The sequence below is a fragment of the Mesorhizobium sp. ESP-6-2 genome, assembly GCF_020164675.1.
GTDB lineage: Bacteria > Pseudomonadota > Alphaproteobacteria > Rhizobiales > Rhizobiaceae > Mesorhizobium.
Genome location: NZ_JAIUGT010000003.1, coordinates 26,352 through 41,279, shown reverse-complemented (window position 1 = coordinate 41,279; position 14,928 = coordinate 26,352). Strand labels below are relative to the sequence as shown.

At 58.6% G+C, this 14,928-nt stretch carries 18 protein-coding genes and 1 pseudogene; 18 read left to right on the top strand and 1 reads right to left on the bottom strand.

Going from position 1 to position 14,928, the window contains the following annotated elements; all coding sequences use genetic code 11:
- Position 1 precedes the first annotated feature (1 nt).
- The 12 genes and pseudogenes from LB532_RS09645 to LB532_RS09590 all read left to right on the top strand — a co-directional run.
- Positions 2 to 1,288, top strand: a complete 1,287-nt coding sequence (locus tag LB532_RS09645) for a phage portal protein (RefSeq protein WP_224556735.1) — start codon at positions 2 to 4, stop codon at positions 1,286 to 1,288.
- Positions 1,285 to 1,917 carry an HK97 family phage prohead protease gene (locus tag LB532_RS09640; RefSeq protein WP_224556733.1) on the top strand — a complete coding sequence of 211 codons (633 nt, stop codon included), beginning with the start codon at positions 1,285 to 1,287 and terminating at the stop codon, positions 1,915 to 1,917. The genes LB532_RS09645 and LB532_RS09640 overlap by 4 nt, the downstream gene beginning before the upstream one ends.
- A gap of 97 nt (positions 1,918 to 2,014) precedes the next feature.
- Positions 2,015 to 3,289, top strand: a complete 1,275-nt coding sequence (locus LB532_RS09635) for a phage major capsid protein (RefSeq protein WP_224556730.1) — start codon at positions 2,015 to 2,017, stop codon at positions 3,287 to 3,289.
- Positions 3,290 to 3,336: 47 nt separating this feature from the next.
- On the top strand, positions 3,337 to 3,561 hold the full coding sequence (locus tag LB532_RS09630; RefSeq protein ID WP_224556728.1) for a hypothetical protein: 225 nt from the start codon (positions 3,337 to 3,339) through the stop codon (positions 3,559 to 3,561).
- On the top strand, positions 3,524 to 4,057 hold the full coding sequence (locus LB532_RS09625) for a phage head-tail connector protein (protein WP_224556726.1): 534 nt from the start codon (positions 3,524 to 3,526) through the stop codon (positions 4,055 to 4,057). The genes LB532_RS09630 and LB532_RS09625 overlap by 38 nt, the downstream gene beginning before the upstream one ends.
- A 28-nt stretch (positions 4,058 to 4,085) precedes the next feature.
- Complete coding sequence (locus LB532_RS09620; RefSeq protein ID WP_224556725.1) at positions 4,086 to 4,493, top strand: hypothetical protein; 408 nt, start codon at positions 4,086 to 4,088, stop codon at positions 4,491 to 4,493.
- Between the two features lie 163 nt (positions 4,494 to 4,656).
- Entirely contained in the window at positions 4,657 to 5,037 is a 381-nt protein-coding gene (locus LB532_RS09615) for a head-tail adaptor protein (protein WP_224556724.1), read from the top strand.
- Complete coding sequence (locus LB532_RS09610; RefSeq protein ID WP_224556723.1) at positions 5,037 to 5,540, top strand: HK97 gp10 family phage protein; 504 nt, start codon at positions 5,037 to 5,039, stop codon at positions 5,538 to 5,540. Before LB532_RS09615 ends, LB532_RS09610 begins: the two co-directional genes overlap by 1 nt.
- A 21-nt stretch (positions 5,541 to 5,561) precedes the next feature.
- A complete protein-coding gene (locus tag LB532_RS09605; RefSeq protein ID WP_224556722.1) occupies positions 5,562 to 5,990 on the top strand; it encodes a DUF3168 domain-containing protein in 429 nt (142 codons plus the stop codon).
- Between the two features lie 68 nt (positions 5,991 to 6,058).
- On the top strand, positions 6,059 to 6,493 hold the full coding sequence (locus LB532_RS09600; RefSeq protein WP_224556720.1) for a phage tail tube protein: 435 nt from the start codon (positions 6,059 to 6,061) through the stop codon (positions 6,491 to 6,493).
- Positions 6,494 to 6,497: 4 nt separating this feature from the next.
- Positions 6,498 to 6,833 (top strand): hypothetical protein, encoded by a 336-nt coding sequence (locus LB532_RS09595; RefSeq protein WP_224556719.1) that lies wholly within the window; start codon positions 6,498 to 6,500, stop codon positions 6,831 to 6,833.
- Positions 6,834 to 6,853: 20 nt separating this feature from the next.
- Positions 6,854 to 7,027, top strand: a pseudogene (locus LB532_RS09590) (phage tail assembly chaperone); the annotation flags it as partial.
- Here the strand turns inward: LB532_RS09590 and LB532_RS09585 are convergent.
- Positions 7,024 to 7,323 (bottom strand): hypothetical protein, encoded by a 300-nt coding sequence (locus LB532_RS09585; protein ID WP_224556717.1) that lies wholly within the window; start codon positions 7,321 to 7,323, stop codon positions 7,024 to 7,026. The pseudogene LB532_RS09590 and the gene LB532_RS09585 sit on opposite strands and share 4 nt — an antisense overlap.
- A gap of 41 nt (positions 7,324 to 7,364) precedes the next feature.
- Here LB532_RS09585 and LB532_RS09580 point away from each other — a divergent pair, with 41 nt between their 5' ends.
- The 6 genes from LB532_RS09580 to LB532_RS09555 all read left to right on the top strand — a co-directional run bounded on the left by LB532_RS09580 (position 7,365) and on the right by LB532_RS09555 (position 14,928).
- Positions 7,365 to 9,761, top strand: a complete 2,397-nt coding sequence (locus LB532_RS09580) for a phage tail length tape measure family protein (protein ID WP_224556715.1) — start codon at positions 7,365 to 7,367, stop codon at positions 9,759 to 9,761.
- 131 nt (positions 9,762 to 9,892) lie between these two features.
- A complete protein-coding gene (locus tag LB532_RS09575) occupies positions 9,893 to 10,369 on the top strand; it encodes a hypothetical protein (RefSeq protein WP_224556714.1) in 477 nt (158 codons plus the stop codon).
- Entirely contained in the window at positions 10,366 to 10,932 is a 567-nt protein-coding gene (locus LB532_RS09570) for a DUF2163 domain-containing protein (RefSeq protein ID WP_140740503.1), read from the top strand. Before LB532_RS09575 ends, LB532_RS09570 begins: the two co-directional genes overlap by 4 nt.
- Before the next feature lie 24 nt (positions 10,933 to 10,956).
- Complete coding sequence (locus LB532_RS09565; protein WP_224556713.1) at positions 10,957 to 11,379, top strand: DUF6950 family protein; 423 nt, start codon at positions 10,957 to 10,959, stop codon at positions 11,377 to 11,379.
- 16 nt (positions 11,380 to 11,395) lie between these two features.
- The gene (locus tag LB532_RS09560; protein ID WP_224556712.1) at positions 11,396 to 13,972 is read left to right on the top strand and encodes a phage tail protein; all 2,577 of its coding nucleotides are present in this window, start codon (positions 11,396 to 11,398) and stop codon (positions 13,970 to 13,972) included.
- The gene (locus tag LB532_RS09555) at positions 13,969 to 14,928 is read left to right on the top strand and encodes a hypothetical protein (protein ID WP_224556711.1); all 960 of its coding nucleotides are present in this window, start codon (positions 13,969 to 13,971) and stop codon (positions 14,926 to 14,928) included. Before LB532_RS09560 ends, LB532_RS09555 begins: the two co-directional genes overlap by 4 nt.

Below are 14,928 nucleotides of genomic sequence, written 5' to 3'. Positions count from 1 at the left end.
AATGAATATTTTAGGTCTTGATATCCGACTCAATAGACAAGAACTGCCCCCAAACGCGATAGAATCGCGGGCAACCATCGAAAACCCAACCATCTCGGTAACCGCTGACAATTTCCTGCAGTTCTTCGGGGTGCAGTCGGCAAATTTGCCGCATGTCACGATCGACAGCGCACTATCGGTACCGGCAGTGTGGGCAGCGGTGGCGTTTTTGTCGCGCACTTTGGCGGCATTACCGCGGCATGCTTACCGCTCGACAAAAGAAGGCCCAAAGCGACTTTCCGGCAAGCTCGAGACTGTCGTCCACGATGCGCCGAACGACGAAACGAACGCCTTCAAGTTCTGGCAGTATTTTTGGCAGCAGGTTTTCACGGGCGGGCGCGGCCTGGCCTGGATTGAGCGCACGCCGCAAGGCGTTGAAGCCCTCTGGCAGATGGATCCTACCAAGACTTCGGTGAGGCGGTCGGGCGGTAGGACGTTTTACAAATTCTCTGGAATTGCCAAGGAGTACGACTCCTCCGACGTCATCGATGTGCCATTCATGCTGAAGGCTGACGGGCTGTGCCATTACGGCCCGATAGCAATGGCCGCGAAGGCCATTCAGCTCGCTATCGCGATGAATGATTACGGCAGCAACTTCTTTGCGGGGGGTGGTGTTCCGCCGTTGGCGTTAACTGGCCCGCTGCCTGCTGGCGCCGACGCGATGAAGCGTGCGCAGGCCGACATAAAGCGGTCGGTCGACGCAGCGAAGAACGCGAACGAACCCGTCTTTCCAATTCCTGCTGGCTACACGCTAAATCCAGTTGGTCTGGACCCAGCCAAGGGTCAGATGATTGAAGCGCGCCGGTTCCAGGTCGAGGAAATCGCGCGGGCGTTCCAGTTGCCGCCAGTCTTCTTGCAAGACTTGACAAGGGCGACGTTCACGAACGCCGAGCAGCAGGATCTTCACCTCGTGAAGCACCTGGTCGGCCAGTGGGCGGAGGCGCTTGAAGGAGAGTTGAACCTCAAGCTTTTCGGTCGCGGAAACAGCGGGCGGTACGTCGAGCACAATCTCGACGGTTTGCAGCGCGGTGACTTCGTGTCTCGCATGACCGGCTACGGCCAGGCCATTCAGAACGGCATTCGCACTCCCGACGAGGTTCGCGCGCTCGAGAATCTTCCAGCGAAGGGCGAAGCGGCCGATAAACTTTACATTCAGGGCGCCACTGTGCCGCTCGGCACACAGCCAACGGCAGCGCCCGTTCCGGCAAATGACAACGCCGGACAACCCGACGAGGCTGAGGCCGCATGATAGACATTGAAAAGCGCAGCGGCGAGCTAGGCGTTGAGGTTCGCGAAGCGGACGGGAAGCGTACCCTGGTTGGTTATGCTGCCGTTTGGAACAGTGACACAACAATTGGCGACTATTTCATAGAGCGCATCGCGCCCGGAGCCTTTTCCAAGGCTCTTCGTGGCGACATCCTTGCGCTCTACGACCACGATATGGGCCGCGTACTTGGTCGCACGCGGTCGAAAACGCTCCGTCTTAGCGAAGATAATCACGGCCTCAAGGTCGAGATTGACGTGCCGGATACAAGCGACGGCAACGATCTGTGGACCCTCGTTGGCCGCGGCGATGTTAGCGGTATGTCGTTCGCGTTCCGCGCCACTAAGCAGGAGTGGGACGAGGGCGGCGATATCCCGAAGCGTACTGTGATAGAGGCTGAACTTTACGAAGTCACCGCAACAGCAAACCCGGCCTATCCCGACACGTCACTAGCTGCCCGCTCGCTGGAAAAAGCGCGCGAGGACGCAGGCAAGACCAAGAAGTTGGCCGATGCCGCGGCTGCCAGGCGCCGTGTAGCTGAGCGCGAAGCGCGGCAGGAGCAAAGAATCCGAGGCATCCAGTCGCTGGACGGCGACGGGCAGGGCGCTTCGTAGTCACCCGCGAAAAGCGGAGGGCCGGACGGCACGTCCTGCCAATTCACCAAGACCAGGCTCGCTTCGGCGGGCTTTTTTGTTGCCTACAAGGAAGAACATGTCTCTCAAGGATCTGAACGAAAAGCGCGAACGTCTTGTCGCGCAGGCGCGAGAAGCGCTGGACGAAATCAAGAAAAACACGGACGACGCTCGTGCCGCTGAACTCGACAAGCGACATGACGACATCATGGCTGAGTTCGACCGGGTCGAGGCTACGATCGCGCGCGAGCAGCGTGTTGCCGCGGCCGAGCGTCGTGGTGAAGAGCGCGCGGAGGAAGAGCGTCGTCGTCAGCGACCGAATGGGGGTGATGCTGAGACTCGCGGCGTGGATGACACGTCGAAGCCGGAATACCGCATGGTATTTGCGAAGGTCGTTTGCGGTGTAGCCCCGAGCGATCTCACTGCGGAAGAGCGTGAGGTTCTGAAGCGCGGCACCGCCAAGTTCGAGCAGCGTATCCAGACGACCGGCACGACCACGGCCGGCGGCTACACGGTTCCGACCGAACTCCTCAACGAGATTGAAATCTCGATGAAGGCGCACGGCCCTATGTACGATGCGGATGTTATCCGCGAAGTGAAAACTTCGGGCGGCAATCCGCTGAAGCTGCCGACGGTCGACGACACCTCCAAGATTGCCGGTGCGCACACGGAAGGCACCGCTCTGACAGATGACGGCTCGGAGGATGTGACCTTCGGCCAGAAGTCGCTGGACGCATTTGCCTTCGATACCGAGTTCATCAAGTGGTCGTGGGAACTTGAAGCAGATTCGATCTTCAGCATGGAAGCCCTGTTGGGCGATCTGCTGGGTGAGCGCCTGGCGCGCATCGCCAACAAGCAGCTGACGATCGGCACTGGCTCGTCCGCTCCGAACGGCATTGTCACTGCGTCGTCCCTCGGCGTCACGTCGGCTGCGGTTGCGGCCATTACGTCTGACGAACTGATCGACCTCGAGCATTCGGTGGATCCCGCTTACCGAAAGGCGCCCAGCGTTGGCTTTATGTTCAACGACACGACGCTGAAGGCCATCAGAAAATTGAAAGATGGGGACGGAAACTACCTGTGGACTAAAGGTGATTTCCAAGCCGGCGTACCCGCCACCATCAACGGTCGACGTTTCCACGTGAACCAGGACATGGACTCGCTGGCAGCGGCCAAGAAGGTCGTGCTCTTCGGCGACCTGAAAAAGTACTGGGTTCGCAAGGTCGGCTCGCCTGTCATCGGCGTGTTGAGGGAACGCTTCTGGCCTGACCTCGGCATTGCTGGTCTCATTCGCTTTGACGGCGAGTTGGCCAACACCGCTGCAGTTCGCCACCTCATTACCGCCGCATCTTAACCGGCACGGGGCGGGCCTTGACCCGCCCCTTTTTCGCGAGGATCCAAATGAAAATACGAATGCTCGTCGGCTTGTCCGGCAACGCCTATTCGCTTGGTCCTGGTGATGAGCGTGACTTTCCGGATGCTGAGGCGCTGCGCCTCGTCGCGGCCGAGTTCGCTGTGCCAGTAGCTGACGCCAGGGTGGAGCGTGCCGTGGCCGACAGGGCGCCAGAGCGGCGCGGAAAGAGAACCGATGTGGTATCCAACGACGGTAACGGTTCAGCCGACTGACGAGCCCGTCTCGATTGCGGAGGCAAAGCGGCAGGTTCGTGCTGTCGACTTTGCGGATGACGATGCGTATCTCACCGATCTAATCGCAGTTGCGCGAAACCATGCAGAGAAGTACTGCGGCGCGATCTTGGCTACGCAAACCGTTGCCGTTAAGGCCGACAGATGGAATGATTTCTGCCACTTGCCTGTGACTCCGGTGCAGTCGGTCACGTCGATTTCCTATATCGACACGAATGGCGACGCACAGACGCTTGCCGACACGGTATACGAGCTTCGCAACGACTCAATCGTTTTGAACTATGGGCAGAATTGGCCCGCCACGCAGCCGCGATCCCTAATCACCGTTACTGCCATTGTCGGCGCCGCGGACGTTCCGCCCGCAGTCAAGCATGCGATCTTTTTGCGAGTCGCCGACCTCTACGAGTTCCGCGAGAGCGAAGACGATTCCAAGTGGTCGTCGTTCGATTCGCTACTGAGCAATCATCGACACTACTAACTGCGGCTAGGCCGCGAAGGAGGCCGCATTGACGGCACTATCGATTACGGCGGCCAACGTCTTGGCTGGCGCGAATTCAACGCGTGACAATGGCATCGCAGGTGCAGTCGTAACGGCTGGGCAGCCGGTGTATAAGGCTGCGGACAATAGTTATAAATTGGCCGATACCAACGATGCCTCGGCTATTGTGCGCAAGCCGAAGGGCATTGCGCTGCATGCCGCTGCTTCTGGTCAGCCTCTTGCGGTCCACCAGAAAGGCCCCTTGACCATCGGCGCGACCGTGACGCCTGGCGTGGCGTATTACCTCGGAGGCACGCCGGGTACGATTGTACCTGTTGGCGACCTTACGACGGGCGACCATCCGGCTCTTATCGGCATGGCAACCAGCGCTACCGACATTTATGTCGACATCCAGACACCCGACGCCGCGCTGTAATGTGGGTTCGCTTTAGCGCGCCGTGGGACTGGCGGCTGCCCAGCAGCACTGTGGCTTATAGGGCGGCCGACTACAACGTGCCCACCGCATGTGGGGAACTCGCAATAGCAGCGGGTGTCGCGACGCGACTGCGCAAGACCAGCAAAACTGAGGAGCCGACCGAATGGCCAAACGATCTGGTGCCGGCTCTCTCAACTGCCGTGTGACGTTCCAAACCCGCGCCATTGTGCAGGACGAATACAACAACGACGTTCTTGGCGAATTCGCGGACGTCTTCACGACTGCAGCACGGCTGCAGCCAAAGTTCGGCACCGACGTTGAAACCGTTACAGCAGCCCGCCTAGCGGCGTTGCAGCCATATAACCTGACAGTCCGCAGTTGCTCCGATACGCGCGCCGTGACGCCTGCGTGGCGCGTATACGATGCGCGCAAAGGCACGGTGAGCGGGCTGCCCGTTCGGTTCTGGAATATCAAGACCGTGGTGAATCCGGATGAGCGCGGGCAGTATCTGGAGATGCTTATCGTGGAAGGCGAGTCGAGCTAGTGGCCTTCCAAACCAAGATCATCGGCCGCGAGGCGCTACAGCGGCGCCTGAATGAGTTAGTTCCGGAAGCGTCCAAAGAGGCCGCGAAGGCGAAAATTGAAGTCGCTCGCGAGGCTGCGAGTCGCATTGCGGCGAGGGCGCCAGTTGGCGCTACAGGTGTTCTCAAAGACAGCATCATTGGCGCACGGCAAGCAGATATGCCTGGCGTAAAGCCCGTTGGCGGACAACAGTCCAAGGATCCAGATGCAACTGGCGTATACGCTGACTTCACTTGGAAATTCGTGGAGCATGGGACTGCGCCTCACAAGATTGCCGGGCGCAATGGTAAGAACCTGACGTTCAGGGGCAGGGACGGCGGTATAGTATCCATCCCCTCCGTCGATCACCCCGGCTCACGCGCGCAGCCTTTTGTCTTCTACACATGGAAGGCATATCGCAAGGCCGCCAAGGCCAAAATCAGCCGCGCCATCAGCCAGGCCGTCAAGGCATCGATGGGTAAGTAAGATATCCTACATGGAGCAACAATGGCCGCACCGGCACATGAACTTGTCGGCGTTGCAACTGCGCGACTGCGTGGCTATGCGCCACTTACGGCCCTAGTGGCGGCCACTCGCATATTTTACCGGCCGCCCGCGTCGTACTCGCCGCCATATGTCACAGTAGATGACGTCTCGACACGGCGTGATGATATGCAGTGCGTCTCTGGAGTAATCGCCAGCCTGACAGTCCATGTCTGGACCGACGATAGCAACCCCCTGCCGAACGGTGGAGGAGCGCTGCAAGATGCGCGAGCGATCGCCTGGGAAGTCGTCAACGCCTTACATCACTACCCGCTTGCGCTTCCGAATAACCGCTTGGTCACTCTGGCGCATACAGGCGAGCGGGTCTTCTACGACGCGGACGGCACCACCGGACACGGCGTGATCAACTTCGAAGCGGTGATCGAAGCCTAGTCGTCCAAACCGCATAAACAAGCACACCAATCTGCCCGCCATGTGCGGGCTTTTTTATGGAGCCTCACATGGCAGTTACACCGGGCCAGCAGACTGGCCGTCTTTTGCTCATCCAGATTGGCGATGGCGCCGATCCGGAAGTGTTCTCTAATCTGTGCGGCGTGCAGACGCGCAGTTTCAATATGTCGGCTAACGACGTAGACACGACCATTCCGAATTGCACCAATCCTGGCGACACCCCGCAAAAAACCGGCACTCCCGGCATCAAGAACCGAACCTTTACCGGTTCCGGCAAGTTCGTTGCTGGCGCGAGTCAGACCGCATTCATGCAGCATGTCATTGACGCGACCGTCTTCAACGCCAAGGTGATCGTGCCTGGCTTGGGCACGTTTACCGGCTCTTGGTATGTGACTGACTTCACGCTGAACGGCGAGCAGGAGGGCACGATGGGCTTTGATGGCACGTTCATGGCCGGCGGCGCACTTTCGTTTGTGGCGGAGTAATTAGATGACACTGGAGGTCAACGGCGCACGAGGGGAAGTCGCACTTAAGGTTGGCGGCGTCGACCTCGTTATTGCGGCCACTATGGCGGGCCTGGCTGCGGTTAGTACGCGGCTTGAGTGCAAGTCTCTTGCTGACCTGTTTGTCAGGCTGTCAGGCGTTGAGGTGGCGGCTACCCATGCCGCCATCGAATTGCTTACAGTGAAGGGCGACAAGGTTGAGGCTGCGGCGAAATTGAAGCTTAAGGACTTCAAGGCCTGCGCTGACGCATTTGCCTTGGCGCTTGCGCATCACTTCAAGGATGACGAGGGAAACGGCGACGCCGCGCCGGCAGCGGGGTAGAAAAGCCGTTCCCATGGCGAGATTGGATGAAGGGCGCATTTGGCGCCCTTCAATGGACACCAGATGTGTTCTGGAGATCCACAGTTACCGAATACATGCTAGCCATTGAGGGCTTCAATGAGGCCAACGGCGGCAAGAAGGACGAAGGTCCGAGCGACCAAGATATGGCCTCGCTGATTCAGCGGTATGGCTAGTTGGCTAGAGAAACGTTTGCCGCCGCCTCTTTAGAGAGATAGGGCAACGCCTTTGACGCATAAGCGCCGTCGTTTTTTGCGCACCCCTCGACAATAAAATCGGCCGTCGTCTCCGAGATTGCCGCATTTAATGGCGCCGTGCCGGCGCGATAAGATTTCAGAATCTCGAGGCTTCTCTCGCAGTATTTAACTTCAGCGAGGGCCTTGTCGCGTTCCAAGGCCGTTGCATGGGCCGAGTACTCTGCGACCATATAATAACCAGCGCTCGCGACAATCGCTATGCATGCAGCACCCATAAGCAACCTCATATTATAACCTCGCTTAAGAAGGTCGCAGTATGGCCGATAAAACCGATGACCTTCTAATTTCAGTTTCAACTGATCTTACTACCATAAAACGACAGTTGAAGCAACTCGGGCAAGATATAGGGCAAACTACTTCCGGCATCCAGAAACAGTTTGATGGCTTAGGCAAGGGCATCGATCAGTCTTTGTCGCCAGTGCAGAAGCGCATCAACGATATGATGGGCATTGCGAATGCAGGAGCCAAGCCGCTTAAGGAGTGGAAGGGTGCGCTGGCCGACGCCGCTGCAGGTTTTACGCTCACGGGTAAGCAGGCTGCGATTTCTGCCAACCAGATGTTGAACCTGTCGCGGCAGGGTAACGACGTCATTACCATGTTTGCGCTCGGCGCGCACCCGATGCAGATCTTTGCATCGCAGGCCGGTCAGGTCTACGGCGCCCTACAGGAAGGCAACGGTGGCGTTACCGGATCGCTTAAGGCCCTCGGTTCGCAGGCCGTTACTTTGGCCACAAAGTTCCCCCTGGCTACGGCCGCAATTGCTGCGGCTGGCGTTGCGGCTGCTGCGTATCTCGCACTTGGCGGATCATCCATCCGCTCTCTGGATGAAATACTTAAAAGCCACGAAGAGAACATCAAGCGCCTTGGTGATGCCTACGATCAGGTTGTGGGCAAGCAGCAGAAGTACGCCCAGGTAAGCGCGGCGACAGCCGGACTTATCAATGACAAGGACGTTGCTGACGCGAAGGCCAAGCTTCAGGCGGCGATCAAGGATATTTTCTCGTCAGCAACCACGCAGAGCGGCGTCGGTCGTGCGGGTGGTACGCGCGAGTTTATCAAATCCCAGTTTGCACCCTTTGAGGATGCAATTAATGAACTGAAAAACAGTGCGAAGGATACGACAGCACTACGAACGTTTACGGATGCCGTCACAGCGATAGGTAAGGCCAACCCTAACCTTGCAGGGCCTGCCCAAGAGCTTCTTTCGTTCTCAAAGAGCGCTCTAGATGCAGCTTCTGCGGTTGAGACGGTCAGCGGCGTCTTTCCCGACGCTATCGACAATGTGTCGGACTTTCAGCGCGCCTTAAGTCAGGTTGACTCGAAGTCTGCTCAAAAGGAACTGCAAGACCTTTTCGACAAGGCTGGCGATGGCAAAGTCGGCATAGAAGGCATTAAGGAGGCATTGGCCAAGCTTGAGCAGGCTAATCCGGACCTTACGCCGATCACATCGGAAATCCTGAGAGTCACTACGACGGCGCTGGGTGCAAGCTCCGCATTGGCTAATATGTATGCGCGCGCGGCTGGCGGCTCGCCGAATGGGCGCGTCTACAATCCATTAGCGCAACAGGTTGAAGACGCTCAAAGGCGCGGCGCAAGCATCATTCCGACACCAGCCCCCAACCGGGAAGACCTTGGCGCTGAGTACGATAAGGCGGTGGCGGCCGCCCAACGAAAAGCTGACGCAGCCGCTCGTCGTGCAAATCGGGCGCAGCCCAAGACGGCTGATGATCGTTTCGCCGAAGACCTGCAATCCATTCGTGATCGCACCGCGGCGCTGAACGAAGAGTTCAATTCGCTCGGCCTTTCCTTCGAAGCTCAGCAAAAGCGCAAAGTCAGCCTCGATATCGAGCAGGAAGCCCTGAAGCAAGTTCGCGAGGAAGCCCGCAAGAAGGGCGATGCGGACTGGCAAAATGCGCAGTTGTCGCCAACGCAAGTCAAGGCGATCGATCAAGTGTCCGACGCCTACGCTCGCCAGGCAGACGAACTGCGCAAGGCGCAGGATATGTTCGATCTACAGCGCGACGTGCTCAAAGGTGCGTTTGACGATCTGCGGTCGGCACTTGATGACGGAAAGCTCGATTGGCAGGACTTTGCCACGATCGCCGAAAACGCCTTGGACAAGATCATCGACAAGATCGAGAACGATCTAGTCGATGCAATATTGCAGGCTAATTCAGCGGGCGGTGGAACTGGTTTTCTCGGACGGGCACTAAGCTTCCTTACGGGCAGCGGATCGTCTGGCATATTCCCATCCGCACCAAGCGGCGGCGGTGGTGAGAGCGGTATCGGTCTATTCGACACGGGCGGCTTCACCGGAGCTGGCGGTAAGAACCAGCCCGCGGGCATCGTTCACAAGGGCGAGTACGTCTTTGACCAGGACGCGGTGAAGCGCATTGGTGTCGGCAACTTGGCCATGCTTCAGCGTGGTTACGCCAATGGCGGTCTGGTTGGTGCTCCCAGCTTGCCGCGGATCCAGGCGCCTGCAAATCAGAATGGTGCGCCTAGCATCACCTTTGCGCCGACCATCAACATGCCAAACGCCCAGAAGGGCGCAGGGGAAGAGGTGACGCAAGCGCTGAAGAAGTTTGAACGGGAGTTCACACCTCGTGTCTTGAAGTCCTTGCGGGACGCCAGAACGACAGGAATGATCTAATGGCAATAGCGCTCCCCGCAGTCCCGTTCCAGATCAGTTATCCGCAGCTTGTGGAGTCTGTATCTGTAAGCCGGTCAGGCACACGCGCTATGGCCTTTGTGGAGTATGCCGACGCTTACTGGACAGTCCAAATGAAGACCGTCCCTCTGTCGGCGGCGCAGCGGCTACTGGTGGAGGCGTTCAAGGACGCCTCCCGCGGCGGCCTTACGACTGTGACCTATACGCCAAAGCATATGTGCATCCCGCGCGCATATTGGGGCGACGCAGACAACGCTGCACTGGCGAACACCGGCAATCTGGTTTCAATCACCGGCAATAGCCTGGTAATTAACAGCGTCAACAACGGACTTACGCTTTCGGCGGGCGATCTAATCAGCCTGACTACGGGCAGCTACAATTCGTTGGTCAGGGTCCAAACTGGTGCAATTGCGGCAAGCAATGCCATGACCATCACGGTTGAGCCGACGGTACCTTCGTACATCACAGCCGGCGCAATTGTGACGTTCAAGAATCCCGTGGCCAACATGCGCGTTATGCCGGGTTCGTTCTCTATACCGGACGACTTTCTTCCTGTCGCTACGTTCACATTGGTTGAGATTCCGAAATGACTTTTCCAACGCGCCTGCAAGACGTCCTTACCGAAGGGCGGGCAGTTATCCGTTCCGGTATTAAGATCGTTTGTACAACCGGCACCTATGGCTTTTGGAACGGTAAAGGCGACATCACCGTCGATGGTCAGTTGTATTGGCCCAACACGCTTATTGAAGTATCTGAGCCGGTCTATGGCTTGGGTACCGCGGCGTCGACATTCACCATGAGCCTTGTCGCCAAGCGCGATTCCGGCCTTACGCCTGACAAGCTGCTGCTTATCGAAAACGAAGGCTACAAGGACGCTCCTGTCACGGTGTTCGACTTCTATTTCGATCCGGATGACCGCTCGTTCTTGCACGCAGAACCCGGCGCTTACGGCTTCATCGACACTATCGACCATTCGCGGGATGGTGGCGAGAAGAAGCTAGTCGCCAATGTGCGCTCGGGTGCCATTGCCAACCATCGCGACGGCTACCGCACGGCAAGCGACGCTGACCAGCAACTGGTTTCACCTGGCGACAAATTCTTTCAGTACGCCAGTAAGGTGAAGCACGAGAGCTTCGACATCACGTTCGACTAGCTGCCCGCCCTATCAAGGATCCGCATGCTTACCTTAACCCGGTTGCCAGACTGGGACCGGCGCCTTGCGCGCTTGGTTTCCAGCATCACCGACGCGCCCGGCGTGTGGGGCGCGTCCGACTGCCTGCTTACCGCCGCGGCTGGTATTGAAGCCGTTACCGGCGAAGACATCATGGCTCCGTGGCGCGGTCGATACACAACCGAAATCGGCGCCGCGCGCCTTATGCGCAAAGAAGGCTGCGAGAACGTCGAAGACGTGCTCGGCAAGTTCTTCGGCTTGCCTACGGTTGGCAGGCTCCTAGCGCGCCGCGGTGATGTCGGTGTTGTTGAACAACACGGCGTCCTTTGCGCGGGTTTTGTCTGCGATCGCGGCTTCCTCGCGCGCACTGAGACCGGGCGCACCTTCCTTCCGCTGACAGCAATAAAGACCGCCTTTCGAGTCGGCTAAATGGGTGGACTAGCTTATGGGTTTTCTTGTCCCGGTCTTTGCCGCCATTGGTTCGGTAATTACGGGCGCCGTCAGCCTGCTTGGCGGGTCCACTATCCTGGCGGGCTTGGCCCGCTTTGGTTTGGGTCTTGCAGCCAAGTACGCGCTCGGCGCCCTGCTTGCTCCCAAGCAGCAAGCGCAGGCTTCTCAGCTTGACACCACCTACGGCGAAGATCTTGCACGTACCGTCGCTATGGGCAAGGTCGGGACGGCCGGACAACTTATTTACCGCAACGCCTATGGATCCGGAAACCGCAGGGTTCAGGACGTCCGCATCCTGTCTCACTTCAGGATCACAGGCATCACTCGCGTTCGCGTCGATGGCGAATGGAAGACTCTCGGCGGGACGGAGAACGCCGAATTGGGTTTCCGCGTTCAGGATACTGACGCCGAGATTTGGGTTAAACTCTACACCGGACGGCTCGACCAGGTTGCCGATCCAAATCTCATAGAAGAAAGCAACCCGCCAGGGCGTTGGACTGCAGATCATCGCGGTGCCGGTATCGCTTATGCCGTCATCACGAGCATGCTAGATCGTGAGCACTTGACGCAGCCGTGGGACGCGTTCTTCGAAATCGAGGGTGCCCCGTTATACGATTGGCGGCTTGACGACACAGCTGGCGGCGACGGCAATCAGCGCTGGAGCGATCAGAATACGTGGACGTTCTCAGAGAACCCCATTCTGATGGCCTACGCGCTCGAGCGCGGGTTCTTCAACGGCACAGAGATGATGGTCGGCAAGGGTGTTTCGGCATCCAGACTGCCGCTCGCAAACTGGTCGCAGGCCGCAAACATCTGCGATGAAATCGTCGGCACTGGTGCCAGATACTCCGCTGCACTCATTGCTGCGGCCGGATCTGGCATCACGCACGATCAAAACATGCAGCCACTGCTTGAGGCTACGGCATCGTCGTGGGTTGAGGATGCGGCTGGCGAATACCCGATTGCTGGTGCCGCGCAGTCCATCGCCTTCACTTTCACCGATGACGACATCATGGTCGATGAGGCGTTTCGCTACTCGACCAAGCGCACCAAATCCGAACTGATCAATACGCTGGCCGGTACCTATCTCGAGCCGGACAACTTCTACGAACAGACGCCGCTTGCCGTTCGAATTGACGGCCCGGCGCTGTTGGTTGACGGCGAACGCCTTGCCGTGTCTGTGCCTTATAGCGCCGTCAACCGTTCTGAGGTTGGCGATCGTTTGGCTGATATTGCATTCCGGGCCAGCCGGTACCAGGGCAACGCAGAGATTACGATCCATCCCAAGTTCCTCGCCGATGCGAACGCAGGGCGTTGGATTGAATGGGACTCTGCGGAGTATGGGACCGTCACGTTCCAAATCCTTGAGAAGCGCCTTGGTCCGTTGGGCGACAAGGGCGCCCGCAACATCACGCTGACACTTCAGGAAGTCAGTGACGGTATCTTTGATCCGACCGCCTACGAGACCGCTCCGCCTGATGCTGTTGTACCGGGTGCCGGCGACTATCAGGGCGAGTTGGAAAACTACCATCTCGACCCGATCATCATCCAGACCGCGACAGGTTCGCAGCGGGCGGCCCTTCGCGCCTCCTGGAATGCGATCGAAGACGTCACGATCGACAGCGTCGAATTCCAGTACCGCCCGGTCGACCAGCCGGATGCGGTCATGGGTGAGACGGCGACTTCCGATCAGACGGTCGTGCAAATGGTCGCGGGCGTGATTTCGCTCTCCGACTATGAGGCGCGCTACCGGCTTGTCTCAGACCCGCCGCGCACCATTCCGTGGACAGATTGGGTTCAGGTCACGACGCTCGATGCGCGCTTGGCCGGCTCCGACATTTATCCCATAGACCTCGACCAACTCGCGCAGGATGTGAAGGACTTCCAGGCGTGGGCCAGCAACGCTGTTCGCGATGTGTTTGAGCAGTTGCAGGCGCTCGATGCCAATGCAGCCGGCAACATCCTGGTCGGCATGTCCGACAAACAGGAACTGCGGCGGGAACTGCGGTCCACCACGGACGGCGCGGTAGCGCAATTCACTGAGCAGATCCTTGCGGCCACTGGGCCGGGTTCGGCGATCGTCCTCGATATCACTGCGCTTCAGGCGACGGTGAATGACCCGTTAACGGGCGTCGCCGCCAACTCGACGGCCGTGCAAGAGCTGTCGACCACGGTGACGGCGCAAGGCGCCACGATCGCGACCAATGCGTCGGCGATCTTGGCCTTGCAGAGCAGCTATGGCGATGTTTCGGCTGGCGCTACGTTCAAGATGGCGACTGGCTACACGCCAGCGGCCGGGTGGAGTTCTCGCATCGGCATCCAGGTGCGCGTTGATACAGCCAGCGCCTTTCGCGATGCTGGTCTGTTCCTTGAGGCCACGGCAACGCAATCGCGAATCATCCTGAGTGCGACAAGCTTGTATTTCGGCGACCTGTCTAGCGGCAGCGCCGTCAATCCGCTCGTCTTCACAGGTGGCCAATGGTATCTCGGCTCGGTCAAGATCGGCAGCGCCAATATCGACGACCTGGCGGTTACGTCCCACAAGACGCAGCGGCTTGAGGTGGTCCAATGACCGCGATCAACGTCTTCGTCGACCAAGACGCAACCCATTTGTTTGCCGACACCGGGCACTACAACAGTGACACCGGCAGGCTGGATCATCTCGCCGACAAGGTGTTCCCGCTGCCGGTGCAGCAGGCGCTTTTGGCGTGGAGCGGCCCGTCGGTCATTGGTCCAAGGATTGCGGATCTGTGCCGTCGTTCAAATGCGAAATCGATTGGCGAGCTTGCCGAGATCGCACCCGGCCTGATCGCCAGTCTGCGGCTGATTGGAAGGTTCTCGGCCATCATCGTCGGCGCCGGTGGTGGCATCGCGATCGAGGAAGGCGGCCGGGTCCACCATCTGTCTCCTGGTTCGGTGGTCAGGTCGATCGGCGCCGAGAACCGGCTTGACCCTGACGACCTGCCGGCCTCCGCCGTTCGCCTGATGGAAGAGCAGCGTCAATCGTCCGGTGTCGTCTTTGGGCAGTGTCAGCACTGGCTTCTCCGGCCCGGCCACTGTCAGATGCAGGTATTGCACGACTGGCAGGATCGGCCGTCTTTGATCAGGGGAGCGTCGTCGACCGCGGCCAAGATTGCCAACCTCACCGTTGAAAAGCTCAATGTCGCACCCAATGCGGTCACCAAGATTGTAACCGGCACGACAACGATCACCTCGGGCGGCGACGGCAGTTACCCCAACATCATCTGGATCATAGTCGACTGCCTTTATCACGGCACACAGGCCGACTCCTCCGGAGTGCTCAATGTCTCCACCAAACGCTCGCCCAGCAATGAAGTGGTTGGCGGTAGCTCCAGGACGTTCAGTGGCAGTGGGAATCAGCCGGCGATCGTCAAGGTTAACGCCGTCGATGTAGGCATGGGCGCAAACCAACAATATTCGATTTCTACAAACTTTAGCTTCACGGGGTCAAATGCTACTTGCACGATCAACTCGATCACCACCGAACTGTTTTACACGGTGAAGTGA